Source organism: Streptomyces sp. NPDC054841, assembly GCF_053611045.1.
Genome location: NZ_JBSGZO010000002.1, coordinates 1 through 26,098 on the forward strand (window position 1 = coordinate 1; position 26,098 = coordinate 26,098).

At 69.8% G+C, this 26,098-nt stretch carries 26 protein-coding genes; 14 read left to right on the top strand and 12 right to left on the bottom strand.

Annotated elements, in window-relative coordinates; all coding sequences use genetic code 11:
- Window positions 1–204 precede the first annotated feature (204 nt).
- The gene (locus ACWGI8_RS00390) at window positions 205–1,002 is read right to left on the bottom strand and encodes an SDR family NAD(P)-dependent oxidoreductase (protein WP_453657160.1); all 798 of its coding nucleotides are present in this window, start codon (window positions 1,000–1,002) and stop codon (window positions 205–207) included.
- A gap of 107 nt (window positions 1,003–1,109) precedes the next feature.
- On the opposite strand from ACWGI8_RS00390, the gene ACWGI8_RS00395 reads away from it, so the two are divergent.
- A complete protein-coding gene (locus ACWGI8_RS00395; protein WP_453657162.1) occupies window positions 1,110–1,712 on the top strand; it encodes a TetR family transcriptional regulator in 603 nt (200 codons plus the stop codon).
- Between the two features lie 305 nt (window positions 1,713–2,017).
- Here the strand turns inward: ACWGI8_RS00395 and ACWGI8_RS00400 are convergent, their stop codons facing one another.
- Window positions 2,018–2,338, bottom strand: coding sequence for an SCO0607 family lipoprotein (locus tag ACWGI8_RS00400; RefSeq protein WP_453657291.1), 321 nt, complete (start codon window positions 2,336–2,338; stop codon window positions 2,018–2,020).
- A 196-nt stretch (window positions 2,339–2,534) separates the two neighbouring features.
- Between ACWGI8_RS00400 and ACWGI8_RS00405 the strand changes: the two genes are divergently transcribed.
- The 4 genes from ACWGI8_RS00405 to ACWGI8_RS00420 all read left to right on the top strand — a co-directional run bounded on the left by ACWGI8_RS00405 (window position 2,535) and on the right by ACWGI8_RS00420 (window position 4,835).
- Window positions 2,535–3,413 (top strand): SDR family NAD(P)-dependent oxidoreductase, encoded by an 879-nt coding sequence (locus tag ACWGI8_RS00405; protein ID WP_453657164.1) that lies wholly within the window; start codon window positions 2,535–2,537, stop codon window positions 3,411–3,413.
- A 100-nt stretch (window positions 3,414–3,513) separates the two neighbouring features.
- Window positions 3,514–4,092 carry a TetR/AcrR family transcriptional regulator gene (locus ACWGI8_RS00410; RefSeq protein ID WP_453657166.1) on the top strand — a complete coding sequence of 193 codons (579 nt, stop codon included), beginning with the start codon at window positions 3,514–3,516 and terminating at the stop codon, window positions 4,090–4,092.
- A gap of 110 nt (window positions 4,093–4,202) precedes the next feature.
- On the top strand, window positions 4,203–4,601 hold the full coding sequence (locus ACWGI8_RS00415; protein WP_453657168.1) for a luciferase domain-containing protein: 399 nt from the start codon (window positions 4,203–4,205) through the stop codon (window positions 4,599–4,601).
- 27 nt (window positions 4,602–4,628) lie between these two features.
- Window positions 4,629–4,835: a three-helix bundle dimerization domain-containing protein gene (locus ACWGI8_RS00420; protein WP_453657170.1), complete on the top strand. Its 207-nt coding sequence runs from the start codon at window positions 4,629–4,631 to the stop codon at window positions 4,833–4,835.
- 84 nt (window positions 4,836–4,919) lie between these two features.
- Here ACWGI8_RS00420 and ACWGI8_RS00425 read toward each other — a convergent pair whose 3' ends face one another.
- Both ACWGI8_RS00425 and ACWGI8_RS00430 read right to left on the bottom strand, forming a co-directional pair.
- Window positions 4,920–6,017 carry a CU044_5270 family protein gene (locus tag ACWGI8_RS00425; protein ID WP_453657172.1) on the bottom strand — a complete coding sequence of 366 codons (1,098 nt, stop codon included), beginning with the start codon at window positions 6,015–6,017 and terminating at the stop codon, window positions 4,920–4,922.
- A complete protein-coding gene (locus ACWGI8_RS00430; protein WP_453657174.1) occupies window positions 6,014–6,712 on the bottom strand; it encodes an RNA polymerase sigma factor in 699 nt (232 codons plus the stop codon). The genes ACWGI8_RS00425 and ACWGI8_RS00430 overlap by 4 nt, the downstream gene beginning before the upstream one ends.
- 278 nt (window positions 6,713–6,990) lie before the next feature.
- Here ACWGI8_RS00430 and ACWGI8_RS00435 point away from each other — a divergent pair, with 278 nt between their 5' ends.
- Window positions 6,991–7,242: a DUF6406 domain-containing protein gene (locus tag ACWGI8_RS00435; protein ID WP_453657175.1), complete on the top strand. Its 252-nt coding sequence runs from the start codon at window positions 6,991–6,993 to the stop codon at window positions 7,240–7,242.
- Window positions 7,243–7,360: 118 nt separating this feature from the next.
- Here ACWGI8_RS00435 and ACWGI8_RS00440 read toward each other — a convergent pair whose 3' ends face one another.
- The 7 genes from ACWGI8_RS00440 to ACWGI8_RS00470 all read right to left on the bottom strand — a co-directional run bounded on the left by ACWGI8_RS00440 (window position 7,361) and on the right by ACWGI8_RS00470 (window position 15,102).
- Window positions 7,361–9,094 carry a type IV secretory system conjugative DNA transfer family protein gene (locus ACWGI8_RS00440; protein WP_453657177.1) on the bottom strand — a complete coding sequence of 578 codons (1,734 nt, stop codon included), beginning with the start codon at window positions 9,092–9,094 and terminating at the stop codon, window positions 7,361–7,363.
- A 51-nt stretch (window positions 9,095–9,145) separates the two neighbouring features.
- On the bottom strand, window positions 9,146–11,248 hold the full coding sequence (locus ACWGI8_RS00445) for a peptidoglycan DD-metalloendopeptidase family protein (protein ID WP_453657179.1): 2,103 nt from the start codon (window positions 11,246–11,248) through the stop codon (window positions 9,146–9,148).
- Between the two features lie 9 nt (window positions 11,249–11,257).
- Window positions 11,258–11,944 carry a hypothetical protein gene (locus ACWGI8_RS00450; protein WP_453657181.1) on the bottom strand — a complete coding sequence of 229 codons (687 nt, stop codon included), beginning with the start codon at window positions 11,942–11,944 and terminating at the stop codon, window positions 11,258–11,260.
- A gap of 211 nt (window positions 11,945–12,155) precedes the next feature.
- Complete coding sequence (locus tag ACWGI8_RS00455; protein WP_453657183.1) at window positions 12,156–12,863, bottom strand: DUF4913 domain-containing protein; 708 nt, start codon at window positions 12,861–12,863, stop codon at window positions 12,156–12,158.
- A gap of 22 nt (window positions 12,864–12,885) precedes the next feature.
- Window positions 12,886–13,914 (bottom strand): hypothetical protein, encoded by a 1,029-nt coding sequence (locus ACWGI8_RS00460; protein WP_453657185.1) that lies wholly within the window; start codon window positions 13,912–13,914, stop codon window positions 12,886–12,888.
- Window positions 13,911–14,534, bottom strand: coding sequence for a hypothetical protein (locus ACWGI8_RS00465; RefSeq protein ID WP_453657187.1), 624 nt, complete (start codon window positions 14,532–14,534; stop codon window positions 13,911–13,913). The genes ACWGI8_RS00460 and ACWGI8_RS00465 overlap by 4 nt, the downstream gene beginning before the upstream one ends.
- Before the next feature lie 67 nt (window positions 14,535–14,601).
- A complete protein-coding gene (locus ACWGI8_RS00470) occupies window positions 14,602–15,102 on the bottom strand; it encodes a hypothetical protein (protein ID WP_453657189.1) in 501 nt (166 codons plus the stop codon).
- 313 nt (window positions 15,103–15,415) lie between these two features.
- Between ACWGI8_RS00470 and ACWGI8_RS00475 the strand changes: the two genes are divergently transcribed.
- From ACWGI8_RS00475 to ACWGI8_RS00510, 8 genes are all read left to right on the top strand, one after another.
- Window positions 15,416–17,188, top strand: coding sequence for a conjugal transfer protein (locus tag ACWGI8_RS00475; protein ID WP_453657191.1), 1,773 nt, complete (start codon window positions 15,416–15,418; stop codon window positions 17,186–17,188).
- Window positions 17,189–17,244: 56 nt separating this feature from the next.
- Window positions 17,245–17,511, top strand: a complete 267-nt coding sequence (locus ACWGI8_RS00480; RefSeq protein WP_453657193.1) for a hypothetical protein — start codon at window positions 17,245–17,247, stop codon at window positions 17,509–17,511.
- A gap of 198 nt (window positions 17,512–17,709) precedes the next feature.
- On the top strand, window positions 17,710–18,228 hold the full coding sequence (locus ACWGI8_RS00485) for a hypothetical protein (RefSeq protein WP_453657195.1): 519 nt from the start codon (window positions 17,710–17,712) through the stop codon (window positions 18,226–18,228).
- Window positions 18,229–18,235: 7 nt separating this feature from the next.
- Window positions 18,236–21,208: an ATP-binding protein gene (locus ACWGI8_RS00490; RefSeq protein WP_453657197.1), complete on the top strand. Its 2,973-nt coding sequence runs from the start codon at window positions 18,236–18,238 to the stop codon at window positions 21,206–21,208.
- 38 nt (window positions 21,209–21,246) lie between these two features.
- A complete protein-coding gene (locus ACWGI8_RS00495; protein ID WP_453657199.1) occupies window positions 21,247–21,939 on the top strand; it encodes a hypothetical protein in 693 nt (230 codons plus the stop codon).
- 65 nt (window positions 21,940–22,004) lie between these two features.
- Window positions 22,005–24,209 (top strand): hypothetical protein, encoded by a 2,205-nt coding sequence (locus ACWGI8_RS00500; protein WP_453657201.1) that lies wholly within the window; start codon window positions 22,005–22,007, stop codon window positions 24,207–24,209.
- Window positions 24,210–24,221: 12 nt separating this feature from the next.
- Entirely contained in the window at window positions 24,222–24,839 is a 618-nt protein-coding gene (locus ACWGI8_RS00505; RefSeq protein ID WP_453657203.1) for a hypothetical protein, read from the top strand.
- A 25-nt stretch (window positions 24,840–24,864) separates the two neighbouring features.
- On the top strand, window positions 24,865–25,485 hold the full coding sequence (locus tag ACWGI8_RS00510) for a hypothetical protein (protein WP_453657205.1): 621 nt from the start codon (window positions 24,865–24,867) through the stop codon (window positions 25,483–25,485).
- Here ACWGI8_RS00510 and ACWGI8_RS00515 read toward each other — a convergent pair.
- Window positions 25,452–26,096: a hypothetical protein gene (locus tag ACWGI8_RS00515; protein WP_453657207.1), complete on the bottom strand. Its 645-nt coding sequence runs from the start codon at window positions 26,094–26,096 to the stop codon at window positions 25,452–25,454. The genes ACWGI8_RS00510 and ACWGI8_RS00515 overlap by 34 nt on opposite strands.
- Window positions 26,097–26,098: the final 2 nt, after the last annotated feature.

Genomic DNA, 26,098 nt, shown 5'->3' on the forward strand with positions numbered 1-26,098 from the left:
GGCCTCTGTCGTGTGTACAGCGGCGGAGCACAGCAACCGCCATGACTTTCGCCGACCGTCCTTGCCCGTCTGCTCATCCGGCTGCTCTTCCGCCCGCTCTTGCTGCTTGCGCTTCCCCTTCTTTCCTTCCTTTTCTTCTTTTCCTTCTTCTGCTTGCTGCCGCCGCCCAGCGCTCTGCCGAGCTTGCTGATCGAAGAGCCGGACCTAGTGTGCGGCGGTCATGGATCCCATGAGCAGGACCGCACGACGCCTGCTCAACCCCCGGCCCAGGCTCGCCATCACGCGGTTGAGCCGGCCTGAGACGACGCTCGGTGGTGGTGTGCGGCGGTCAAGGGCCTCCAGCGCCGTCGCCACGACCTCCCCGGGGGACTGGCGTCTGGAGCCGCCGTCCGCGGCGTTGGTGCCGATGACGTCGAAGAACTCGGTGCTGGTCGCGCCGGGAGACAGTGCGATCACGCGCAACCCGGTGCCACGGGACTCCTGCCACAGGGCCTCGGTGAAGCTCAGCACGAACGCCTTGGCTGCCGCGTAGACGGCCATGTTGGGGACGGGGAGGTACGCGGCCATGCTCGCGACATTGATCAGCACCCCGGTGCCGGCGGTTCGCAGCGGCTCGATGAACGCCCGGCTGATGTCGATGACGCCTGCGACGTCGACGCTGATCTCCTCCCGCAGGCGCTGCGGGTCCTCTTGGTGGAACGGGCCGAAGGTGCCGAACCCCGCGTTGTTCACGACGCTCGTCACGGTCAGGCCGCGCCGCGCCACCTCCTCGGCCAGCGCCTGCCCCGCGGCGGGCAGGCTCAGGTCGAGCGGTATGACCGTGGCTTGGACGCCGTGGGCCGCGGTGAGTTCGGCGGCCAGTTCGTCGAGCCGTTCCTGGCGCCGGGCGACGAGGATGACGTGCGATCCGCGCTGGGCGAGCCGGCGGGCGAACTCTGTACCGATGCCGGCGCTGGCACCGGTGATGAGGGTGGTCTGACCGCGGTAGTCGACGGCGCTCATGGCTGCTCCCGGAGGACGGCGGGTGTGCTCATGTTGGCACTGTAGACCTAAACTGTCACTCGGTGCCAATATGGCACTGGGTGCAGAAGGTGGTAGGCTGCGTACCCATGAACGATCACGAGGGCCGCCCGGCCGGACTGCGAGAGCGCACCCGGCGAGCAGTGCAGGCCGAGATCGTTGCCACCGCGATGAGGCTGTTCCTCGAGCGCGGTTTCGAGGCCACGACCATGGATCAGATCGCGGGCGAGATCGGCATTTCGCGACGCTCACTGTTCCGCTACTTCGGCACGAAGGAAGACATCGTGCTGGGTGACCACGCCCAAAGCGGCAGGGTCCTGCAGGCCGCACTGGAAGCCCGCCCGGCGGACGAGCCCCCCTGGGAAGCGCTCCGGGCAGCCCTCAAGGCACTCGTCGAGTCCCTCCCCTACTCTCCGGAGGACTTCCTCAAAATCACCAGCATGCTCCACGCATCGCCCTCTCTCCGGGCGCGTCAGCTGGACAAACAGCAGCAGTGGGTGGACCTGCTCGTGCCGGACATCGCCAGACGACTGGGTGCCCCGGCGGACCCCATGACCGAGATGCGGGCCCGCGCGCTCGTCGCCTGCGCCCTGGCCTGCTCCGCCATCGCAACGGAAACCTGGGTCCGCAGCAACGGGACGGTCGACATGGAACAGGTCTTCGATGAGGCGGTTGCTGCGGTACGCGGATAGGACGCCGCATTCGCCGCCGAGGACCGGTGCCGCCGCCCTCTTCCGCCGGCTGCGCCGCCAAGGGTGCGCTCCAACTCAAAGGCGCCAACGGCTGGTGTGCCGAGCAAGCGGCCCATCAGACCCTTGCGTTGGTTCTGCTGGCCCGGACGACGACCGCGTCCGGGCCGTCACCCTCGCCCAACGGGTCGGCCGGGTGTCCGGCACGCCGTGAACCGGCACGGTCGTGCACCCGCGGCGTTGGGCGCGTCACCGGCGTCCGGGGCGTGTACGTCCGCAGCGTGAGGCCCGGAGCGCGGGCCGTCCGGTCAGCCCCCGTCCGGCACGTCGATGACGTTGCCGTCCTTGTCGAGCGTGTGGGTGCGCCAGTACACGTCCCACTCGTCGTCGACCTGCTGCGGCACCTTGCCCTCCGGGTATCGCGTGAATCCCGCCGGAGGCTTCTCGCCGTCCGAGACGCAGGCCCCACCAGTGCCGCCGACTGTAAGGACGGGGTACTCGCCGCTGCTGCAGATGTCCTCCTGGTACTCGAAGGAGCAGCCGGTGAGTGCCACGACGGCGGCCGCGCCGGCGAGAGCAGCGGCGACGGCCCGGACCCTGCCGGGTCGCAAGGCGGCGGGTCGGCTCATCCTGCGGGACGTGCGCACGGTTGTCTCCTGTCTCCGGTCATTCGGTCTGCTCCCACTCTCGCCGCCGACAGCCGCCCAACCCTGAGCACGCGTACTCAGAAGCGCCCGCGCTGATGCTCAATCGGATAGGTCATCCGGATCTGTTATTTTGACGTCAACCGGATAGCCTATCCACATAGACGGAACGGATCGCGCGATGAAGCAGACAGCGGTGGTCACCGCAGGAACAGCGGGAATCGGGTTGGAGACCGCCTTGGGACTGGCCGCGGCAGGCCTCGCGGTCACCGTCGTCGGACGCAACGCCGAGCGCGGCGCCCGTGCGGTCGAACGGATCAACACCACATCACCGGCGCATCCCGCCCAGTTCCTGGCCGCCGACCTCGCCTCGCTCGACGCGGTCCGCGCCCTCGCCGACCGGATCGTCGCCGACGGTCCGCTGACGGTGCTGGTCAACAACGTCGGGGCGATGTTCCCGGACCGGCAGGACACGGTCGACGGGATCGAGGCGTCGTTTGCCGTCAACCACCTCTCGCCGTACCTGCTGACCGAATTGCTGCTGCCCGCACTCCGAGCCGGTGCGCCGAGCCGGATCGTGAACGTCAGCTCGGGCGCGATCGGCGTCGCCAAGCGCGTCTTCGACGACGTCGAGCCGCCCGGCGGCTACTACGGCTTCCACTGGTACGGCCGCGCCAAGCTCGCCAACCTCGCCTACACACTGGAACTGGCGGGCCGGCTCGACGGCACGGGCGTCTCGGTCTTCGCAGCGGACCCCGGCGGCGCCGCGACCGACATGACCAACGGCACCATGCGCGACCCGAAGATCGTCTCGCCGGGGCTGCGGCTGCTCTGGCCGCTGGTCCGGCGGAAGTTCGAACGCTCGACCTCGGGCCCGGCGTCCGTGGCGGCCAAGCCCTCGGTCTTCGCCGCGACCGACCACTCACTGACCGGCCGGACCGGCGTCGTCATCGGACCCCGGGCGCATCCGGTCACCCCCTTCCGTCCGGCAACGGATCCCCGCGTAGCCGAAGCCGTCCGCCACCTCAGTGAGCGCCTCGCGCCACTCACGGCCGGGTGACGGCAGGCTCGGCACGGAGTTGCCCCGAAGAGGAAACGGGTGGCTCATCCGGTTCGCATGCCACAGCAATTCGGATGAGCTATCCAGTTAGACTTCTTCCATGACGACCGCCCCCATGCGCAAGGACGCCGCCCGCAACTGGGAACGGATCGTCGCCGTGGCCCGCCATCTCGTGGACGAAGGCACACCACTCCAGCTCAACGACGTTGCCCGCCGCGCCCAGCTGGGCGTCGGCACCGTATATCGCCACTTCCCCACCGCCGAGGCGCTCCTGGAGACCGTCGCCAACCCCTGCCTGGAGGCACTCGCCGCACACGGCGAGCAGGCGCTCGCCGACGACAATCCGTGGCGTGCCTTCACCGGCTTCCTGACCCGCGTCATCGAAGCGCAGGTCACCGAAGCCGCCCTGTCCACGGTCACCGCCGCGCCCACGGACGCCCTGCCGCGCACCACCGAACTGAAACGGACCCTGCGATCGGTCGGCGGACAACTGCTCGAGCGGGCCCGCGACGCCGGAGTGGTGCGAGCCGACCTGACCTCCGACGACCTGGTCCCGCTCATGTGCGGGATCGCCTACGCCGCGAACGTCCACAGCGTCCCTGCCGCCCGTGTCGAGACCGGCCGCCGCTATCTGACCGCGCTCCTGGAGGGTTTGTGCATCCGTAAGGAGCCGGCGTGATCCAAAAACCTCGATTGCACCGAGTTCGTATCCGGACATTCACGCGATGCGTTCCGGTTACGGGTCCCTCACATCTGGGCGGCTGTGCGGTGAGCGGGTCATGATGGAGCATGACGTTGGCCGCGCGTGCCCTCGCGCAACTGGCGACCTGGCCCGACCTCACTGAGGCGGCCCCAAGCTGTGGCATCGGTCGGGCACTCGCCTCGGCCGACGGCGAGATCGCCCACTTCCATTCCGGCCACGACGTTGACCTGCACCTCACGGCGCGGGCCATCCGGCGGTTCGAAGAGCACCTCGCGGAAGCCACGCCCGTCCGGCTGGTGCCCGGCTCTCCATGGGTGACGCTGCGCCTGGACGTCCCGGCGGACGTCGACCTGCTGACCACCTTGGTCAGCCTCGCTCTCCAGGTTCACCAGGCCTGGCCGGTTCCTGGCGAGGCATCCCGCCCCGGTTGCAATGATCGCAAACGGGCCGTAGTACTTCCGCGCGAGAATCTCAGCAGAGGCTGAGAAGCACCGTTCCAGGCAGGTGGCACTGTGGCTGACAAGGCACGCGAGGAAGACGCCATCCGCGGCGTTGTCGAGCGCCTGAAGAACGCCTTCAGCACAACACACAGCTCTGACGAGGTCGAGGCAGCCGTAACCGAAGCACACGCGTCCTTCAATGGCCGGCCCGTCCGCGAGTACGTTCCCATACTGGTCGAGCGCAAGGCGCGGATCACCCTCAACCGATCCTCCGGCTGACGACGCGAAGAGCGCCGATCAGGGAAGGCCCCGCCCCGCCCGGGCGCGGAGCAGGGCCTGTACGGCGGAGGGTGGGCGGACGGATCAGCCGGCTTGCGACGGGGTCTGCTTGATGCCGTCGACGACGGCCCGGTTCAGGACGGCTGTGGTGCTGATCACCGTGCCGGGCTTGAGCAGGGCGTCCTCGCCGGTGTTCTGCCGTACCTGGACGGTGCGTTCGCCGAGGAAGACATGGCTCTTCCTGTCGAAGATCCATTCCTCGCGCTGGCCGCTGGTCTCGTCGAGCCGGGCCACCGCCACTCCGTGCCGGCCCACCGCGTCCACCGCGTCCTGCACGACGACGACTCCGGGGATCTTGGCCGCGGCCTTGAACAGCGCCGAGTGGAGCTGCGCCGGGGGGTAGCTCTCGCGGACCAGGTCCCCGATGGTGGTGAACGCCTGCTGGTCGGGGGAGTTGCCGTGCCCCTTGGTCTCCTTGTAGATCTTGGCCAGCAGTGCGTCGGGGTCGGTGGTGAGCTTGGCCAGGTAGTCGTACGACGGGCCGTTCAGGCTGGCCTCCGGGATGTTGCCCAGCTCGTCGGGGAGGCTCAGGGTCTCGCCCTCGAGGCTGTCGTTGACGGCGGGGTCGATCAGCCAGCCCTTGGTGCCGTCCGGGGACTTCCACACCTGGCGGCGATGCAACTCTTCGCTGACCACGATGGTCTTGTCGCCGACGGTCCTCAGGTGGGTGCCGGCCGCCTTGGACTCGATGTAGATGTACTGGCCGGGCTTGACGGCCGGCTGGGACCCGTCGGCCGCCGCCAGCGAGATCTGGTCGAGCAGCTGGGGCACGCCCTTGGTGGTCGTGGCGCCGAGCGGCGTGGTCAGGGCCGGTCCGGTGGCGACGCCGCCGTCCCTGACTCCGCCGCCGTCGGACATCGTGCTCCCGGCAACGATCGCTGCCGCCACGGCCACCGCCATGGCGGGCAGCACGATCGCCGGACGCGGCAGCCGGAACCGCCGTGCCTTCGCGGGGGCTGCCGTCGCCGTGCGCTCTTCCCGCTGCATGTCGTGAATCTGGGCCATCAGACGCTCCCTGTGAAACTGGTGACGGCCCGTCGGCAGTTCACGCGCCGTCCGGGAGAGGAGCTGTGCGCTCTCATCCCACTCGGCCGGGTTCTGCCGGGACGTGTTCGCGTTCATCGGTTTCCTTCCTGCGCGGGCCGGATCGCGTATGTGTGATCGCCTCTTGTCTGTCGGCCGCGGTGGCCGCCTTCCCGTTTCTTGCGCACTTTCTTGCCCGCCACTTCGGTTGCGGGGCGCGACAGTTCGGTCGCGGGGCGGACTGTTGCGGCGAGGGGGCGCGCCAATTCGGCTTCGGCCAGCGCACGCAGCTTCTTGCGGGCCCGGGACAGCCGGGAGGCGACCGTTCCGACCGGAATCCCGAGCGCTTCCGCCGCGGCCTCGTAGTCAAGGCCCTCCCCCAGGCACAGCGCGATCACCTCGCGCTCCGGTCTGCGCAGCGCGGCGAGCGCGGTGAGGGCCGTCGCGAGTCGCCGCCGGTCGTCGACCCGGTCGGCCACCTCGTCGGCGTGGTCGGGCACCGACAGCTCGGCCGCCGCGGCGGCGCCGGCCGCCGCCCGGTACCGCCGGTTGCTCCGGTACTGGTTACGCGCCGTGTTGGTGGCGATGCCCAGCAGCCAGGGCCGCAGGGAGCCGCCCTCGGGGTCGACCTTGTCGCGAAGCCGCCATGCCTCCATGAAGGTCGCGGCCATCACGTCCTCGGCCGTCGACCAGTCGGCGGTCAGCCGGAAGGCATGGTTGTAGACCGCGCGGGCGTAGCTGTCGAAGAGTTCAGCGAACGCGCTCGGTTCCCCGGCCCGTACCCGGGTACGCATATGAGTGCTCACCTCACTGAGCTGTCCGGCACCCCTCACCGGCTTCCCGTGACCTGCGCCACACCCGGCCTTGACGCCCCTTCCAACCCGATGGGCCCCACGGCGAACTGCAAGTCCGCCCTACCCGACTGGGCCGGGATCGAGGCGCTGGAGCACTTCTTCTTCCGTCTGGCCGACATGGCCGACATGGCGGACGACGGTATCCGCTGTCCGCGAGCAGCTGGGCCCCGTACTCAGGGCCGGCTTCAAGAGCCGCTTCACCACGATGGGATAGCAACATGATCAACGAAGTCAGGCTGCGGCCCCGAGTGACCGGGGGGTCGGACAATGCCCGGTTCGCCGTGATCCACCTCTACGCCCCGACCGATGAGCCCCTCACCGTCCGGCTCGTAGTCGCGGCCGACGGGGAGCACAAGCACACGCTGGGCGTCGGGGACGCCTTCCCCGTGCGCGACGAGATCTGGAAGCTCGACCGCGTGGAGGATCTGGAGGGTGAGGACTGGGTCGTGATCCTGCGCAAGGTCACCTGACGACGGAGGCCACTCCCGCCGTGCAGAACCTGCCGGACAGCTCCAAGTGCAGCTGTCCGTATCGGCGGACCGGCGCACCGGCCCGCCGACCCCCGCGCCCGACCACCGCCCCGCCCCGTCAGCCGCGCGCCCCGGGGTCGTACTGCGCCAGCGACGCCTGGACCGAGCGCGCGTACGGGCCTTCCCACCAGGGGATCGTCTCGACCAGCACCGGCTTCGTGCCGGACGCCAGCACGAGGGCCCGGCCGGGCGGCATCGAGCCCAGGTCGGAGACCTGCAGCACGCGTTCACGGCGTACGGACTCGTTGACGGTGCGGTTGCCGGACCACCCGCCGAACTCCGACTCACGGGTCGTGGAGAAGTCGCGCAGCTCGAACTCGCCCGCCAGCTCGGAGAGATCGCCGAGGAAGCGGGTGTCCGAGACACCGCCGCCGTAGACCCGGACGTTCGCAGCGGACCAGAGCTTCTCCATGCCGCGCTCGCCCCACACCTCGATGCCCTGGGCCCAGGACTGGAGGATCGTCATCAGGATGATGCCGCGCGAGCCGTAGTGCGAGTAGAGGTCGGGCAGGGCGCGCCAGCGGCAGACGTTCGCCGCCTCGTCCAGGACGCCGACCAGGGGGAGCGGCAGCCGGCCGCCCCGCTGGGTGGTGGCGTACTCCTCGGCGGCCTCGACGACGGCCACGGTCAGGGCGGTCACCAGCGGGCCGGCGGAATCGCTGCCCTCACGGGAGAGCGAGTAGAGGGTGGAGCCGGTACGGACGAACTCGTGCGGGTCGAACTCGGGGCGGTCGTCGTCCGGGTACGGCGTCACCCACTTGTTGACCTCCGGGTTGATCAGGCAGGACGCCATCTGCTGGGCGACGCCGTAGATGCCGCTGCGCTGCTTGTCGGGGGCGGTGATCACACCGGCCAGGGCGTCGGCGGGCATGAGGTGCCCGGCGCCGCGCAGGATGCGCTCCGGGGTGTCGTCCTTCGGGTTGGCCAGCCAGGTGTAGATCTGGGTGATCGAGGACTTGGCCGTGGCCGCCGCGAGCAGCAGGTTGGCGAGCAGGTCCTGTCCCGCGGGGTCGAAGAACGCGTCGGTGGAGGCGTCGGCGTCGCGCGAGCCCGACGCGAAGTGGTCGGCCAGCTTGCGGGCCTTGGCGACATCGGTCACGTACGTGAGCGGGTTCCACCACCAGGCGGGCGGCTCCTGCGCGACCTGCTGCGGGTCGAAGACCCAGACCTGCCCGCGGGACTGGCGCGGGCCGCGGGTCGCGTCGACGATGTCCCGCTTGTTGGAGGTGACGAGCACCGCGCCGGGGGCGTCGAGGATCGCGGGGATGGCGCGCCGGGTCGTCTTGCCGGTACGGGGTCCCCAGATGTCGATGTGCATGTCCTCGAAGGAGCCGTACAGCGGCTGCCTGCCGCGCACGGAACGGCCGATGAAGACGCCCGGGACATTGCCCTGCACGCCGAGGCGCTCCGCGGTCGCTGCGGCGCCCTTCATGGTGAGCTTGCCGAGCTCCTCGCCCTTCGCGAGATGGCGGGCCGCGCCGTCGACGTCCGGCTTGTTGCGGACGCGCTGGCGCACCCGGTACCCGGCGAGCGCGGCGATGCCGAGCAGCAGCGCCTCACCTGCCGCGATGGCGCTCGACGCGCCGCCCGGCCAGGCGTAGTCCCCCTTGACCATGGCCACGGCGAAGGAGAACGGATTGCCCGGCGGGGCCGCTTGGCCGTCGAAGGGCGCACCGAGCCGGGCGGCGAGCCAGGCGCCGCACAGAAGGACGAGGACGGTGCCCACGAGGAGGACGATCTCGATCGTCCAGTCGTCCTCGGCGCGGGGCTTCTTCTGCTGTTCGATGGTCATGGTCGGGGCTTTCCTTCCGCTGAGGCCCGCTGCGAGCCGGCTTCCGCACCGTTACGCATGTGAGTCGCCGCCCTTGCCGTCGGACTCGACCGCGTTGGTGCCCTGCGGGATCGGCACCCGGTAGACAGCGGTGATCTTGTCCTGCACGTCCCAGGTGCTGAATCCGACGTTCTTGCCGGGGCGCGGGGCGTGGACGATCTTCTTGCCGGCCGGGTCCCACACCATGCCGACGTGCTCCGAACCCCGTGAGCTGGGCCGGAAGAAGATCAGGTCGCCGGGCTGGGCCTCGCTCAGGTCGACCTTGTACTTCCGGAGCCTGTCCTCCTGCTCGAAGGTGGTCGCCCCGATATTGATCTTGCCTTTGCTGGCCTGGTAGTAGGCCCACTGCGTGTAGCTGGAGCAGTCGAACGTGGTCGGGTTCCTGCCCTGCAGTCGCGGAGCCCCCAGGACGTACGGCACACCGATGCCGCGCTGCGCCCAGCCGAGTGCGGCCCGCACCACCGGGTCGTCGGAGTCCGGCAGTACGCCGGTCACACCGGCGCCGTCCGGGGCGACCGGGGTGCCGTTGCCCTCCTTGGCGCAGTCGGCGTACTCGGCGTCCTTGCCGCCGTCACCGTTTCCGCCGGGCACGCTGCCGTAGTCGGGGTTGGCGGAGACCTTGCCCTCCAGCCAGCCCTCCGGGTCGACCATGCCGGGCCCGCGGTCCTGGCCGCCGACGAAGGGATTGTCGACGCCGGGGACCCGTACCTCCCAGTGGAGGTGGGGTCCGGTGACATTGCCGGTCGCGCCGACCGTGCCTATCTGGTCCCCGCGCTTGACGGTGTCGCCGACCGAGACCGAGACGGTCGTCTGGTGGGCGTACAGGGTGATCACACCGTTCGCGTGCTCGATGTGGGTCTCGTTGCCGTACGAGCCGCCCTTGGCGGTCTTCACCACCTTGCCGTCGGCGGGGGCGTAGATCGGGGTGCCGCTGGAGGCGGTCAGGTCGAGTCCGGTGTGGTACCCGAGACTCCACATGCCGCCGCGCGCACGGTACTTCGTACCGATCTGGTACGTGCCCTTCTTCATCGGCCACTGCCAGCTCTTGCCGTTGGCGGGCTGCGGCTCGTCGAAGGGCCGGGCCGCCGGCGCGGACAGCGGACGGGAGTACGAGACCGGCGCCATCGCGGTCGCCACCTCGTCCCCCTCCCCGCGTTCGCCGTTGCCGTCGAGGGGCGGGGTGGACCAGGAGCGGGGCGAGGAGGCCGAGATGCTCAGCGCCTTGCTCGGGACGGCGTTGTTGCCGACCGGCTCCGGGATGTCCGACTGCTGGCCGAGAGTGGGGAAGTCCGGGTTCTTCTCCACGGTCTTCTTCAGATGCGCGTACCAGTCCTTGATCAGGTCCTTGTCACCGGTGAGGGTGCCGCGGTAACGGGCGGCCTGGGTGAGGACCACGCGCATGTAGATGGTGTTGTTCTTCTTCGATCCGGAGTAGGACCGCAGTGCTTCCCAGGCGTCGGTCTCGGCGCCCTTGGCGTGCAGGAAGTTGGCGGCGGCGAAGGCCGCGTCGTCGATGTTGTACTTGTCCTTCGTGCCGTCGCCGTTGCCGTCGGCACCGTAGTCCGTCCAGGCGTCGTCGCCGAACTGCAGCAGCCCCATGTACCCGGCGCTGTTCTTGCCGCCGGGCGCCGCGGACTTGTCCTGGCCGAACTTGGTCTCCTGGTACATCTGCCCGGCGATCAGCGTCCAGTCGAGACCGTCGTAACGCGCCGCGGCCCGCATCGACGCGAGGATCATCTTCGGGGGTATCTCGTGACGGGCCGTCCTGCTCGGCATGTAGGCCTTGCCCGCCGGCATGATCGGGCTGGTGGCGGCCTTGTCACCGGTGTTGCCCGCCTGGGCGTTGTCGCCGTAGTCGCCGCACGCGGCCTGGGCGGTGCCGCCGCCCAGCCCGCCCACCATGCCGCTGATCATGACGATGGCGAGGAACCCGATACCGGCGACCGGCAGCAGACCGCCGCCGCCGATGAGCAGCAGCATCTTGCCGCTGCCCTTCTTCTTGCCGCCGTCGCCGCCACCCCCGCCCTGGCCTGCGGCCAACTGGGCCGCGTTCTTCGCGGACTTGGCCGCTTTGGCGGCCTTGGCCGCGGCCGCCAGTACGGCAGGAGCCACCATCGGTGCGTCTCACTCCCCCGTCTCGTCGGACGCGCCCACGTTGCCCAGGCCGTACAGGTCGAACGCGGAGACCTTCCACTCGCTGCCGCTCTTCTGGACGCTCACCAGCCAGGAGTTGGTCTCCGTGCCGGTCGCCCTGCCGTCCTCGGAGCGGGTCGCGGTCACCTTGACCACGCTGGAGATCGTCTTGCCACTGCCGCGCGTGAGGTCGTCGGCGATCATCGCGTCGCGGACCACGACGGCTTTCCCCTCGGAGGCGCACCGGGCGGCCAGACAGGCGTCCCATTCCTTGCCGGAAGGCAGGGTGGTCTCCTGCTTCAGCGCCTCGTCGCGGGTGGTGAGCGCGAGCAGCGGGGAAGCCCAGGAGGCGTCTTTGTCGGTGTGCTCGTACGTATTGAGGCCCGCCATGTAGCCGGCCATCACCCGGTGTGCGGCCTCCACGTCGTCCAGCGGGACGATGGGGGTGGCCGCGGCGCCCGGAGCGTTTCCGGAGTCTTTCGTTCCGCCGCCGTCACCGGAGTCCCCGGAGTCCCCCGAGTCCTGCGTGGCGCCCGCGGCGGGCTTGCCTCCGGATACGGCGTCCGTGTCGTCCTCGCCGTCGAAGACGGTGAACAGCACCAGGGCACCGACGAGCAGAACGCCCAATACCGCCAGGGCGAGTACGGCACTTCTCTTGTTCTCGGCGGGTGACTCCACCGTCCCGGGCCTCCCTCAGTCAGGTCGCCGGGACACGGTAGGTGGAGGGACGGCTGCCGGAGTGCTCATTTTCCTCATGAGGAAAAGCGCGGAAAGCAGATGGGGAATCCGGGAAAAGCGGAGGGGATGCGCACGAGGAAACCCGTGAGGGGAATTGGTGAAGGGCCCTCGGGAGATCCTCACCGGTCCGGCCCACCGCCCCCCTCGTCGCCTACCCGGCGGCGTGTGCGTCAGGGTCGTACGGTTCCACGGGAAGCGGCTCGAAGGGGTACGCCGTGTGGCCGTCCTTGGGCGAACAAGCCGCGAACGGGCCCAGATCCGGGTCCATCAGCACCCGAAGATGCGGATCGGCGTGGTGCAGCCACCAGGTGGACATGCCGAGCGCCGGGTCCTGGCGCAGATGCTCCCAGGCCAGCCAGAGCGCGGAGAGCCGGGCGCCCGCTTCGGGGTGCTCCCACCAGCGAGGACACCAGGTGGCGGAGGAGCCGTTCACCCGGCGCCGCACCATCTGCGAGAGGTACTCGGTGACGAAGACGAAGACGTCGGCGTAGTAGAACTCCAGGTCGTCGTCGGCCGACTGCTGCGACTGCGCCGCAGACTCGGCGAGCATCGGGAACGCCTGGTGCAGGGCCTCCAGAGCGTCACCCCGATCGCGGAGCTCGGCAAGCACCATGGCAGTGAGCTCGGCCTGGGCGGTCGCGTCGGCCGTCGCGTAGCCGGCCGCGCGAGCGGCGAGCAGGCGGGCCTTCCAGTCGTCCAACTGACGGCTGCGGTGCTCTTCCTCCTGGGACGAGCGGGCCCCGGCCAGGAAGAACGTCAGCTTCATGTGCATGGCGTCCCAGGCCTTGGTCCCCGCGAAGAAGACCGCCTTCTCCGCCATGGCCTGAGCCGTACGGGCGTGGTCGTTGTCGCTGCTCACGAGGTGGTGCCTCTTTTGCTGCTCAGCGCTCGACACCGGTCTGTGCCGGGACGAGGGCGGGGGCCGGGGGTTCGACGGTCAGGTTGTACACACCGTGCCCGGTCGGGCCCCGGGGAGCGGCGGGACGGGAGACGGGACGTTCGGTCACGCCGGGGGTGAAGGCGGAGCCCTTCTGCTCCAGCGTCTGGTTCTCCACGGCGCGCGTGACGAGTTCGTCGTAGCTGTTGGCGGCCGCGAGCCGCCACAGCGCGCTTTCGTGCGCTTCGCGCTGGTTTTCGGGGACGTCGAGGTCGGCGAGCTTGGCGGCGAAGTCCTTGGGTGACGCCTTGAGGTCGAAGTCCTCCATCCGTATCTGGGCGCGGAGGGGCTGATCGGCGATCAACGCGTCGATCTCGGGGGGCAGATGCTTGTGCTCCGGCATGGGGATGGGAAACTTCACGCCCTCCTTGCCCACCTTGGGATGCGCGAGAAGAATCGGCAGCTCGTACTGGCCGAGGACGGTCCTCTCGGCGATGTCGGGCACGAAGGCGACGACCGGCCCTTGTGCGGCCTCGGCATAGCGCTCTGAGAGCCTTACCCATGCCTGGTCGACAACGCTCTTGAGCTCGACACCGTCCACACCGTATTCCCGCTCGAGGATTCTCGGCACCAACTCACCCTCGAGGCGGTACGAGTCCATCTGCCGGCCCCCCTCCGTCTCCTGCAGAACCTGCAGCCCGCGGGACGCTCCGCACGCTCGTGCCAGGAAACGGTGCTGGATGGGCTTCCGGTCTTCCCCCTCGGGCCGGGACTCATAGGACCAGAAAGCACGGGTGGTGCCCCTGTCCTCGGCGGTGACGGACCCGTGCTCGCCGATGTCACGGATGAAGGACAGCAGATCGGGAGCAGCGGTCCGGCCCGGTGTGCTCGCGACAGCCTGCCAGTCCTCGTAGATTCGGCGAGCCAGCACACTTGCCTCCTCCTCGTTCGAGGGAGTGGCTGCTTGGTACTCCTCCGCGAGCCGTTTCGCCGTTTTGATCTCCTTCTGGGTGGGAGGGGCGTCGAACATCATCGGCGCCTCCGCGAGCCCTCAGGCGCGAACACGTCCAGCGCGATCGTCGCACTGCCCGGCATGTCAGTGGTCCACGTCGGAAACGACACGGACTGCACGAGCACGAAGAACGCCTGGCCGGGCGGGTCGCCCACGGGCTTCCAGAAGGCCAGCCGGTACGGGCTGCGCGTCTGCAGCCGGGACTCGCGCCCCCGCCAGAACCTGGGCTCCGGCGGCTCGGGGAAGTCCGGCGCGTCCCAAACACCGCTCCAGACCGCCGGGCCCATCGCACCCTCGGCTGCCCGCAGATACTCCGGCCACGCCGCATCGGCGCGAGAGACGACATCGCTGTTCTCCGTCGCGGCGGAGGCCCTCAGGCGCGAGGCGTAGTGCGTCAGACCGTCGACCGGGGTCCACGCGCCGTTCGACCAGAAGGTCATTTCTCCGCCAGTGCGCGTACGCACCTCAAGATTCCGCTCGACGGTCCGCGGCTCCCAGCCGTACCGTCCGCACCAGTCACGGAATTCCGGCGATCCGCCCTGCGGCGGGCCCGCCCACACCGAGGCCCAGTCCACCCCCTGCAGCCCCGTCAGCTCGGCAGCCAGATCCTGGGCGGTGCGACCGGTCTTCTCCGTCGGCATCGTCTCTCCTCAGCTCGATCCACTCACGCGATACGCGTGTTCGACCGTATCCCGGTCAGGACTCCGCTCAGGTGAGGAAGATCCCGAGGACCAGCAGGCCGATGACCACGGCGCCCATGATGAATCGGGCCTTCGGGTCGTCGCGCTCCCACAGGTCGTGGACCACGGCCCAGCCCGTCAGGCGGGCGGCGCGGCCGTCGTGGAGACCCGTGCCGCGGCCCGGCTCGGAGTCGTCGACTTCGTCCGCGCCGCTCCCGGCTGCCGGATCCTCCGGGCCGAGGATGTCGGTCGTTCCCTGTTGCTCCTGCGCGACCATGACCAGGCCTTCAAGGAGTTCGGGCATGGTGTGCGGGGTGAGGGGATAGACGACGGGGCCGTACTGGGTCTGCAGGCAGAGCCTCGCCTGCCAGGGGTTGCCCGGCTCGTAGCCGTCGATCCAGGCGGCCTGGGCACCGATGACCTGCGCGGGCGGGGCGGCGGCGGGTGCGGCGCCTTGAGGCTCGGGGGCCGGCGGGGCCGCGGCGGCAAGGGATGCGGCCTGCTGCGGGTGGGCGTACTGGTCGCTCAACTCTCGTCCTTCGTGATGTCGGTGACAGCTCAGCGCCCGTCCCCCGGGCACGAACCCGCATTCTGGCCGAGCACCGAAGACCTCCGCCCGCCCCGGATTCCCATACATTCCCCGGAATTCCGCATGAGGATTCCTCACGCTTCCCCGACTTTCCCCGACTTTCCCTGCGCTTCCTCGCGCTTTCCTCGCCTGGGAAAAGGCGGGAGCCGATCCGCCCTCCGTTTGCCACACTGCCGTCCGCACCTGGCCTCACCAGGGCCCGCCGCACGCCCGACCGGCGGACGGGGATCACACGCGGGGAGAGACCGAGTCGATGACGGACCACAGCAGCTCTGCTGGCGGGGTCGGCGGAGGCCAGCCTTCCGGGCAGCCCGCGCAGTTCGGCCCTGCGGAGCAGGCCGCCTGGCAGCAGGCGCAAGCGCAGGCTCAGGCACAAGGGCACGGACAGCAGCAGGGACAGCCTCACCAGGGCCAGTATCCGCACGCGCAGCACCAGCCCCAGCAGCCCCAGCCCCAGGCCAACCACCAGCCGGCGCCCGGTCCGTACGGCTATCCGACAGCCGCGGCCCCGGCCCCCCAGCAGCAGCTCCCGTCGGAAGCGGCGCGCGCACAGGTCGCCGCCGCATGGGTGCGCCGCGCCCCGCAGGCCGCGGTGCCGCCGAGCGAGGCCGCCGTACCGACCCTGCCGCCGCGCGCCAGCCGGCCGGCGGGTGAGTCGAAGAAGGACAAGCGGGAGCGGGCGAAGGCCGAGCGCAAGGCCGAGTACGAGCGAAAGAAGGCCGAGCGCGAGGGCCGTAAGCAGGGTGGCGGCACGGCCCCGGCGGCCGGCCGCCCGCACGCGGCCCCCGCCGCACCCGCCACCGCCACCGCCACCGCCGCACCGGCGTCCGCCGCGCCGCAGCCCAGGGCCTCGGCACACGCCGGCGCCGGGTTCGATGTGCCGCGCCCCGGTGGACGGCTGCCCGCCGGTGGCCGGCGTACCCATGTCGCGCTGCGTGCCACGCTGCTGATCACGACCTGTGTCTTCGCGCTCGGCTCCTGCGGTGTCATGGGCCTGGCGATCGGCAAGTCGTCCGGCGCGCAGACCGCGGCCCTGGACGACAAGGACGTGACGCGTTACCGGCTCACCGAGTTCCCGACCCAGGCCGCGGCGACCTTCGCCGAGGAGTACGCGAAGCTCTGCATGACGTACGCGCCGAAGGACGCCGACGCGCGCCGCGAATCCCTGACCCGCTACGCCTCGACGGGCGTCGACCGCGACTGCGGCTGGGGCGGGCAGGGTACGCAGAGCGCCACGCTCGCCAACTGGGACGGGACCGTCGAGGAGCTTCCCGAGTACGGAAAGAACGGCCGGTACCTGGGAATTCAGGTCACGCTGTCGACCGGGCGCGTCACCACCCTCTCCATACCCGTGTACGTGAAGGACCTGGCCACCGCGTCGGGGCTGCGCATCGTCGGCGACGTGGGTGAGATGCCGTTGCCCGTGCGCGGCACCGCGCCCGAGGTGGACCAGGACGACGACGTCGTCGACCAGGATCTCTCCGACCAGCTCAAGGCGAAGGTGCTGCCCGGCTACTTCGTGGCCTGGTCGGCTTCCGACACGACGTCGATGACCCGCTTCACCACCACCGACGCGACCCACGCGGCGACCACGGGACTGGCCGGCGCGCTGTCGGCGCCGCAGGTCCGCGACGTGGCGGCCCTGGCGCCGGCGGGCACCGACGACGGCGACGAGATCACGTACAAGGACGGCCAGTCCGTCCAGGCACGGGTGACGGTCGAGTGGGGCAGCGGCGGCGGCGAGACCGGCAGTGCCGAAGCAGGCACGAAGGTCCTTCGCTCGTACCGGGTCACGGTGGTCAACACCGCCCAGGGCTGGTTCATCAAGGACATCCGCGGCGGCGTCCTCGACCCCGCCGGCGGGCGCGCGGACGAGGGCGAGACCGACGCCCCCGCACCGGACGCGAGCACCCCGCCCGCGAGCGGGGGAAGCACCCCGCCCGCGACTGGGGGAAGCACCCCGCCCGCAGGCGCGAGCACCCCGCCCGCGACCGGCCGCGCGGGCAGCGCGAACCGCACCTCCTGACCGCAACACCCCCGACGTAACGCACTCAGGCACCACACAGCGAAAGGACGCACGACGTGTACCTTGCAGCAACCTCCCTCGAAGGCATGTTCGGCGAGATCCAGGACATCCTCCGCAGCGCCGGGACCATGGTCGCGGTGATCGCCCTGCTCATCCTCGGCATCCGGATGCTGCTGTCGATGAAGCGCGGTGACGGCATGCGCGAGGCGTTCCAGGGCTTCGGCATGATCGCGCTCGCCGCGCTGATCATCGGTGGCGCGACCGGTCTGGCCGGCGTGCTCATCGACCTCGGCGGCCAGATAGGCGGCGGCGGCAAGAACTGAGCCCGGTTACGGGCACGGTCACCCGTAACCGGTAGCCCGCGCCCGCGGCCCGTAGCCCATATCTCGCAGCTCGTAGCCCGCAGCCCGCAGCCCGCAGCCCGCAGCTCGTAGCTCGTAGCTCGTAGCTCGTAGCTCGTAGCTCGTAACGCCCGTCCCGCAACGCGCAGCCGTAAACACACAGGAGAGGGGGAGTGACTGGTGGCACTGGAATCACCGGACGAACCGGAGCCGATGGTCGCCTACGACCACACGGATCTGCTCAACCGGCCCAAGCGCATCTGGAACTGGGGCAACATCCCGCTCCCCGGCCTGCTGCTGCCCGCCCTGGGAGCCGCCTTCGGCTTCGGTGTGCTGTGGCTGGTGGCGATGCTCTCGCTCTCCGCCTTCGTGCCCTTCCTGGGCCTGTCGATGATGACGTCGGTCCTCTACATCGGGCCGCCCGTCGCCGTCTACTTCGTCTGGGGCCGGCCGCTGCCCTCCGCCCTCACCCTCAGCCAGCAGCTGGTGGTCTGGGCCGACTACTGGTTCCAGCCCAAGCGTCTGCAGGGGCTGGCCGCCGACCGTGAACCCGAGGAACTGCACTGGCAGGTCATCCTCTGGCAGCCGGGTTCGCCGCGCTGGCAGCAGCGTTACGACGACGCCGCCACCGCAGCCGCCCGGCACGGCTCCTCGTACGCCGCGCATTCCCCGACCGCACACTCCGAGACCGCAGGATGACTCCTCCATGTTCTTGCTGATCCTCCTGGGCGGGGCGGTCGCCTTCTTCGTGATCGCCATGCTCATGGCCGCCAACTCCAAGGGCGCCAAGGGAAACCAGGGTTCCGGTGGTTCGCGGGGCTCGGGCGGCTCCGGGAAGCAGGACCGGTCCGCCCGCCGCGAAGAGATGCGGCTCCCCTACCGCTACGCCGACGACATGATCTTCGTGCACGGCGACTCGGTGTGGACCGGTATCGCCCTGCCCACCGCCATCGACGAGTACCTCAACGCCACGGAACTGCAGGCGATGGCCGAGGGTCCGGCCCGCGCGCTGCTCAACCTCGCCCGCGGCGACCGCAACGTCGAATGCCACTACCGCAAGGTGTACCGGCCGATCACCGCCACCGACTGGGCCGAGCAGCTCAACTCCGTCGCCTGGGACCCGACCGAGAACTACAAGGCCTACAACCTCCGCAAGGCCGAGTACCAGGAGCGCATCGGAGCGATGCGCGAACGCAACATCCTGCTGGTCAAGCTGGGTTCGCTGAAGCGCGGCTCGGGCGACGACGGGGTGCTGCCCGGCGGTGACGACCCGTTCGACGAGCCGGGCCTGGCCCGCGGCATGAGCGGCGTCGCGGACAAGGCGGCCGCAAGCGCCACCGGTGTCCACGGCGAGTACCTGTCGCCGGCCGTGCTGGCCCAGTGGACCCAGGTCGCCCGCGAGGTCCACGAAAGCCTCGACGCTCTCGGCGGTGCTCCGCTGACCCGCGAGGAACTGGTCTGGCTGATCCGCAAGCCCCTGCACGGCGATCTGCCGGTGCCGCCCGAGCCGGTGCTCGGCTCCCGCTCCTGGGGCCCCGACCAGTTCGACCTGGTGGTCGACTTCTCCGGCGAGAACCGCAAGACGCACATCGTGCTGCACCAGTACGACGAGGTCACCGGCGAGCAGCACACCAGCTACACGACGACGCTGGTGGCCGCCAGCTGGCCCACGGAGACCCGCTTCCGCCAGTCCTCCGCCTGGGCCCGCTACGCCGCGCAGAACGTCGAGTTCCCCGTCGAGATCGACATGCGGTTCACCCTGATCCCGTATCTGAAGTTCAAGGACCGGGCGGGGAAGATCAGCGGCAACCTCGTCGACGAGATGAACGACATGGCCAACTCCGGCCGCTCGCCCGACACCAAGCTCGCCAGCCAGGTAACCCGTGCCAAGCACCTCCTCGACGACGTCGAGGAGCACAAGATGCCGGGCATGGAGGCGCAGATCCGCTTCACCATCTCCGCCCCCGACGTCGCCGAGCTGGAGCGCCGTCGCCGCATCCTCGAGATGCAGTTCAAGCAGGACCTGAAGGTCACCCTGCTGCGTCCGACCCGCCAGCAGTGGCGGCTGCTCCAGTCCCAGCTGCCGGGCAACGCGCCCAAGCTGCCCATCGCGCCGTACCTGCGCCTGCAGGAGGTCGAGCAGCTCGGCGCCGGGCTGCCCACGGCGGGCACCGAGCTGGGCGACAATCCCGAGCAGCGGTCCGGCAAGCGGCTCGGCTGGGTGGGCAATCTGGTCGGCTGGGCCGGCAAGATGCCCGTCCACTACTCCCTGCACGTCGGACCCGCCCGCAACGACGGCGGTGGCCTCGCCATCGTCGGCGCTTCCGGCGGTGGCAAGTCCTCGCTCGCCCTGCAGAAGTTCTACGAGGAGTCGGAGTCGGGCGTGCGCTGCCTGGTCATCGACCCCAAGACCGACTTCGCCCAGCTCTGCTACTACCTGGCCTTCGGCTCCCAGGTGAACGACCCGGAGTTCGCGCACGACGCGGAGACGGGCGTCCTCGGCACCGCGCACAGCCGGTTCCAGCCGGTCAACCCGGAGTTCTGGGCCGAGACCGAGGTCGTCGACCTGCTCAAGGGCCAGGCCGGGGTGCTCGACCCGTGGGTGATCGCCCGTGACGTGCCCGCGGGCCGGCTGCTCGCCGAGTCCATGCTGCGCGGTTTCCTCGGCGACGAGGACTACCAGCGGGTGCGGCTGCCCGTCATCGAGGCCATGGCAACCATCGTGGGCTGGTACAACTCGGCGATCCGGCAGGCCACCGAGCAGGGCCTGAGTGCGCGCGATGCCGAACTGCGGGTGCCGAGGCCGACGTTGTGGCAGGTCGTCGACGAGGTCGTACGGGCCTACGACCAGGCCGTGGCCTCGGGTGACCGCGAGGCCGCCAAGGACCTCAAGCTCGCCCAGATGCTGCTGACCGAGCTGCGGACCCTGCCGTACGCACGGCTCGCCTTCGCCGAGCGCCCGCAGCCGCTGTCCGCGATGCGCAAGCGCCGCACGGTCATCACCCTGCGCGGCTTCCAGTCCCCGGCCGCCTCCGACCCGCGCAACTGGAACCCCGCCGAGCGCCTCGCCGCCACCGCGCTGATGGCGGTCGTGGAGCTGGGCAGCCAGATGCTCGACGTCGGTTACGAGAAGAACCCGGTGACGGGCGAGATCGGCCTGCGGCCCAAGGCTCTCTTCGTCGACGAGGCCTATGTCGTCACCGCGACCGAGAGCGGCCGCGATCTGATGCGCCGCGCGCTCAAGCAGGGCCGCTCCTACCTCGCGGTCACCGTCCTGATCACCCAGCAGGCCATCGACCTCGTCCAGATCGAGGACTCCGAGGCCCGCAGCGGCGGCGCGAACCAGATCCACACCGTGTTCGCCTTCAAGCAGAAGTCCGCCCAGGAGGCCTCCCTGGTGGCGCCGCTGCTCGGACGCCCCGAGAACGACGCCAAGGTCATCTCGGCCCTCCAGGAGCTCCGTACCGGTGTCTGCCTCCAGCGGGACGCCGACAAGCGGGTCGGCACCGTCGCCGTCGACCTGGTCTTCAAGGAGATCCTCGCCGCGACGGACACCAACGGCACGACCCGGCCCGCACGTCAGGGGACCAACCCGCCGCTCAGCGTGTGGGACTGGACCTTCCTGCAGGAGGCGGAGCCGGAGCCGGAGCGGGAGTCGGCGCAGACGGCTGTGGCCTGACCCGTCACGACGCACACCAGTACACCGAGGAGCCACGCATGCGACGCCTGTCCAGAACTCTTGCCACCGGCACCGCCCTTGTCGCGCTCGCGACGGTGAGCGGTTGCGGGTCGGATTCCGACTCCCCGAAAGCCGGGGGCGTGACCGGCTCGGCCGGGCAGACCGATAAGGCCGGAGGGAAGGACGGGACGGCCGGGCAGAAGGACGGGGCGGCCGGCGACGGCCTTCCCGCCGCCAAGACGATGCGGGGTGCGCAGGAGTTCCTTCTGGGTGCCGGACTGCCCTGCACCAGCGTCAGCACGGACGAGAACGCCAAGGGTGCCCCCGCCCAGGGCTTCCTCGGCACCACCTCACCCACTGCCACCGCCGAGGAGAAGCGCGAAGCGGCGTCCTGGAAGATCAAGGAGGCGGGCGTCTGCGGCGAGCACCACGGCAACAGCTGGGTCATCTACCTGCCCGAGGACATGGAGACGTTCCAGCGGAAGTACCGGGACGCCGCCTTGAAGACCGCGAAGGAGAGTGACGGGAGCTACGGCAGTCTGCGCACCGGTCGCTACCTCTTCGGCGCGGACTTCGTGGTCGATCCGACCTCCAAGCTCCGGGACAGCGGCCTGCTCGAGACCGGCCTGCTGATCTTGAACTGCGACCCCGATCTGAAGGTGGCCAGCGGCTACCGCAAGCAGGACGCGCTGGTCGACGGGTGCGTCATGACGAACTACATCCCGGGCTGAACCGGGCTGTCGTCCCAGCCTCGCAAGCATCTCCCGCTGCCGCGGAACCCACAGAAGGAAGGCCGATGTTCGTGCGCCGTAGCGCCAAGTCAGGCGGTGCTCTCAACGATGCCCCGTCGCTCCGCGACCGGGTGAAGCGCGTCGGCCGGGCCGCCCGGGCCGGTGTGTTCCTGATCCTCGCGCTGCTCGCGCTGACACTGGCCGCCCCCGGCGCGGCGCACGCGGACTTCGCCTGCGACTTCACCGGCGACGACAGCTACCAGATGGACACGCCGGGTTCCAACGGCGAGTCCCTCATGCCGGCGGTGAATCAGTGGGAGGGCAAGGCGGACCGTGCCAAGAACCTGAACGACACCACGGGCATGGTCACCGGTGCGGTCAAGATGCCGAAGAGCGCCGATCAGTACACGCTGTACGAACTCAACGGCATGCGCGGCATGAACTGGTCCATGACCTTCAAGGACAAGGACGACGGCTCCGAGCGGAACGGTGAGGTCGGCAGCGGCGCCGACGACTGCGAGATCATGGACTACGTCAACAACGGCGTCGCCGACATGGTCTTCAACGGCACCAAGATCCTGACCCGTACGGCCATCTCCATCAAGGAGTCCGCCTCCAACCCGAGCCCGCTCAGCGGGCTGTACGCCGGTCGCGACAGCGTGGTGAAGACGCTGAAGCAGAACGTCTTCATTCCGGCCGTGCCCGTCATGATCGCGCTCACCGGCCTCTGGGTCTTCACCAAGTGGCGCAAGGGCGAGATGCGTGAGGTCTGGTCCGGCGTCGGCTGGGCCTCTCTGACGACCATCGCCGTCGTGGCCCTCCTGACGGGCGGAAACTACGACAAGGTCATCGACCAGGCGGACTCCGGTATAGCCCAGGTCAACTCCGCCCTGTCCGAGGCGGTCCTCAGCGGTGTCTCGGGGGAGATGCAGTCTCCTTGCGACCTGCCGAAGGACGCGTACAACCGGGGTCTGCGCATTTCCAGTTGTGCCATGTACGACACGCTGGCGTTCCGGCCGTGGGCGCTCGGCCAGTTCGGCGAGGGCGGCACGAACTGCATCTTCAAGAAGAACGAAGGCGGCAGGATCGAGAACGGTGCATGCCGCCCGAAGAGCGCCGGCACCGAGTGCAGCTGGGGCAAGGGAGCCCGTTGCGAGGACCTGCGGGCCCGCCAGGTGGTGGCCCAGTCCATGACCAACAAGGACATCCAGGCCGAGAAGGAAGAGAAGAAGAAGTTCAACAAGTACGACGACGATTGGGTCGACATCCGGATCGACATGACCGGCGGCGAGGAGGAGGACGGGGAAGACCTCCCCGACAGGCACGTCTACGACGTCGCGTACAACGACTGGGCCGGCAAGAGCGCCGGGAACCGCGTCGGTCTCGCCTTCTACTCCCTGGTCGCCGCGCTCATCGTCGGTCTGATGGTCATCGTCCTCAGCGCGCTCACCCTGCTGTGGCACGCCGTGACGCTGATCCTGATCATCCTGCTGCCGCTGGTCGCCACACTGGGCATCCACCCGTCCCAGCAGAAGCTGCTCAAGGGCTGGCTGGAGACGTTCATCCACAGCTTCGTGCTTCGGGCGGGCTTCGGCGTCATCCTCACCGTGCTGCTCGTGCTGTACCAGATGATCCTGCCCGCGAAGATCGCCCTGGGTATGCAGCTCCTGCTGCTCCTGCTGGTCACCGTCGCCGTCGTGATGATGCTGAAGAAGCTGCTCGCCGGAAACTTCAGCCCGCAGATCGCGGGGGCGCAGGACGCGCTGGGCGTGCGGGACATGGCGAACACGGTCAGCGGCAAGGTGGCCGACAAGGCGCCCGGCACCGCCCGCGCCACCGGGCGTGTGGCCGGGAACGCCGCCGCGCGCGTCGGCCGGGGTGTGGACGGCGCGGTGCTCGGGGGCCGGCTGCAGAAGGGCGGATGGCTGCCCATGAACAACTCCAAGCGCCAGCAGCGCAAGGGCGCGTACCAGGCTCGGACCGCGCAGCAGAAGGCGCACCAGAATCAGCAGAACCAGGACCAGGGCAAGCAGGAAGCCGCTTCCGCGCCGCCCGTGGCCGAGACCCCGCGTCCGCGCCGCAGCGGCCGGGTCAGCGCCCCCGCGGCCTACGAGAAGTCCCAGGGCGCGGGCCAGGCCCCGGCCGCGCCTGCCGCTCCCGCGCCGCAGTCGGGCGCCCCGCGCGCCCCGCAGCCGCCCGCCCAGGTCCCGCCGCAGCCGCAGCCGCCGCAGGCACAACCGCCCCGCCCCGACCACCGCATGCCCCGATAGAAGGCACCTGTCATGGCAAGCCTCATCACCGACCACGGCCCGGCGGAACTCGCCGCCGAGCTGAACGCGCTGCTCGACCTGGACTGGCCCACCGTGTGGGCCGGGGTGCCTGCGAACGAGACCAAGCGCGGTTACTGGTGCGAGGGGTTCGGCTGGCAGCCCCTGTGGTTCCAGTCGGGCCTCTGGGTCCGCACGCGCCAGGGCGGCCGTCTGCACCTGGCCTCGGTCCGCCCCGGCCGCCCGGTGACCGGCGTCTCGTACACGGCGTGGCAGGTACGTGCCGACCGCGCCGACGAGAACCCGTCGCTGATGACGGCCGCCGTCGATCGTTTCGAAGCACACCTGGCGGCCCTCCGCGAGATCCTCGGCCCGCCCGACTGGCACGGCGCCTGGGACGCGCCCGACTTCCCTGTTGACGCGGGCGACGCCGACCGGCGCCGCGAGCACCAAACGCCGCACCGGTTCGCCCGCTGGACCTTCCGCACCCCGGCTGCCCCTGTCTTCGAGCTCGGCGCGGATCTCGCGCCGGGCACGGCACAGGAGCAGGCACCGGCTGGTGCGACGATCTCTCTGACATGCCGTGGCCCGGCCGACCCGCAGGCGGCTGCGGGTCCCGGCTGGCTGCTGTGAACGAGACGGAGAACTGGGGAACGAGATGGGCCTGAAGCTGGAACGACAGAGCCGCAGCCCGCAGCAGCTGATCGCCGAGCTGCGCGGGCTGGCCGACGTGGACTGGGAGACGGTCTGGAACGGTCCGCCATACCCGGGCCAGGGGCTGGACATGTGGTGTGCGCAGTTCAACTGGGTGCCGACGGCGTTCGAAAGGGTCCTCAGTGTGAGGACCGACGCCGGAGGCGAGCTGTCGTTCCCCTCCTCCGGGCGCTGGGCTCCCGTTCACACTGTCACCCAGGAGCAGTGGGGTGCCTGGGCCGAGACGGGAGCCGACAATCCGCTCGTCCTCGATCGAGCGGCCCATGTCTGGCCGCTCTATCTGACAGCTGCGTGCTCCGTTCTCGGCGAACCCGCGTGGGAGGGTACCTGGGAGAGCGATGACTTCCCTGAGAGCCTGGGCGGCTATCAGATCCCGGGCCCTGACGAACGCATTGCTCATCGGTCTCCGTACCGGCTGGCCTACTGGATGCCTGCCACGTCCGACCGTCCGTTGACCGTGCTCGCCGTCACTCTCGGGTCGGGAGCAACGGAGACGGCGAAGCCGCGGGGTGCTCTGCTGAACCTGAAGTTCTATCCGAGGCCTGCCGAGGGCGGACAACTGTGAGCGGATCCCTGATTCCGGTCGAGATCGAGGCTCTGGCACTCGAGCTCGCCCAACGCGAAGCCGCTGCCGCTGCGCTGGCGAGGGCCAGGGCGGCGGAGATCGCCGACGAGCTGGAAGCCGCCGCCGGCGACAAGAGCATCAGCGAATACCTCAAGGAGTTCGTCAAGGACGAAGCAGGCGTGCGGCCGCCGGAGGGGACCGCACCGCAGAGTGCGTTCTGGTCGTTCGGGCACGATCATCCGGAAGCTCCGCCGAATCATGAGGGCAAGCCCTTCCTGGACAACCGCTACATTGCCGAGGCCTGGGCCCAGTTGCAGAACGAGCAGCGTCCAGGTTCGGCTCAGACCCTCGAAACCACCGAAGCCGGCCGCCGTTTGAACGAGATGCACCTCTGGGAGGACGAGGTGTTCGAGGAGCTCGCCGCCAGGGACAGCGACATCACCTGGGAGTTCGCCAGGCAGTGTTGGGCCGACCTCTCCGAGACATACGCCAAGGCGGCCGAGGGTCAGGTCGTGGTCTTCGCCGAGTCCGGTCACACCCGGTCCATCTTGCGCCAGAAGGAAAGCCCTGCGCTCCAGGCCAATCGAGCCGTCGGTCTGGACAACATCCACTT

Excerpts from the sequence above, each read along its gene's own strand:
- ACWGI8_RS00460 (WP_453657185.1), bottom strand. The coding sequence starts at position 13,914 with ATGATGTTCGACGCCCCTCCCACCCAGAAGGAGATCAAAACGGCGAAA.
- ACWGI8_RS00495 (WP_453657199.1), top strand. The coding sequence starts at position 21,247 with ATGCGACGCCTGTCCAGAACTCTTGCCACCGGCACCGCCCTTGTCGCG.
- ACWGI8_RS00425 (WP_453657172.1), bottom strand. The coding sequence starts at position 6,017 with ATGAACGCGAACACGTCCCGGCAGAACCCGGCCGAGTGGGATGAGAGC.
- ACWGI8_RS00410 (WP_453657166.1), top strand. The coding sequence starts at position 3,514 with ATGACGACCGCCCCCATGCGCAAGGACGCCGCCCGCAACTGGGAACGG.
- ACWGI8_RS00500 (WP_453657201.1), top strand. The coding sequence starts at position 22,005 with ATGTTCGTGCGCCGTAGCGCCAAGTCAGGCGGTGCTCTCAACGATGCC.
- ACWGI8_RS00445 (WP_453657179.1), bottom strand. The coding sequence starts at position 11,248 with ATGGTGGCTCCTGCCGTACTGGCGGCCGCGGCCAAGGCCGCCAAAGCG.
- ACWGI8_RS00490 (WP_453657197.1), top strand. The coding sequence starts at position 18,236 with ATGTTCTTGCTGATCCTCCTGGGCGGGGCGGTCGCCTTCTTCGTGATC.
- ACWGI8_RS00440 (WP_453657177.1), bottom strand. The coding sequence starts at position 9,094 with ATGACCATCGAACAGCAGAAGAAGCCCCGCGCCGAGGACGACTGGACG.
- ACWGI8_RS00435 (WP_453657175.1), top strand. The coding sequence starts at position 6,991 with ATGATCAACGAAGTCAGGCTGCGGCCCCGAGTGACCGGGGGGTCGGAC.
- ACWGI8_RS00430 (WP_453657174.1), bottom strand. The coding sequence starts at position 6,712 with ATGCGTACCCGGGTACGGGCCGGGGAACCGAGCGCGTTCGCTGAACTC.
- ACWGI8_RS00395 (WP_453657162.1), top strand. The coding sequence starts at position 1,110 with ATGAACGATCACGAGGGCCGCCCGGCCGGACTGCGAGAGCGCACCCGG.
- ACWGI8_RS00405 (WP_453657164.1), top strand. The coding sequence starts at position 2,535 with ATGAAGCAGACAGCGGTGGTCACCGCAGGAACAGCGGGAATCGGGTTG.
- ACWGI8_RS00390 (WP_453657160.1), bottom strand. The coding sequence starts at position 1,002 with ATGAGCGCCGTCGACTACCGCGGTCAGACCACCCTCATCACCGGTGCC.
- ACWGI8_RS00510 (WP_453657205.1), top strand. The coding sequence starts at position 24,865 with ATGGGCCTGAAGCTGGAACGACAGAGCCGCAGCCCGCAGCAGCTGATC.
- ACWGI8_RS00475 (WP_453657191.1), top strand. The coding sequence starts at position 15,416 with ATGACGGACCACAGCAGCTCTGCTGGCGGGGTCGGCGGAGGCCAGCCT.
- ACWGI8_RS00400 (WP_453657291.1), bottom strand. The coding sequence starts at position 2,338 with ATGAGCCGACCCGCCGCCTTGCGACCCGGCAGGGTCCGGGCCGTCGCC.
- ACWGI8_RS00505 (WP_453657203.1), top strand. The coding sequence starts at position 24,222 with ATGGCAAGCCTCATCACCGACCACGGCCCGGCGGAACTCGCCGCCGAG.
- ACWGI8_RS00465 (WP_453657187.1), bottom strand. The coding sequence starts at position 14,534 with ATGCCGACGGAGAAGACCGGTCGCACCGCCCAGGATCTGGCTGCCGAG.
- ACWGI8_RS00415 (WP_453657168.1), top strand. The coding sequence starts at position 4,203 with ATGACGTTGGCCGCGCGTGCCCTCGCGCAACTGGCGACCTGGCCCGAC.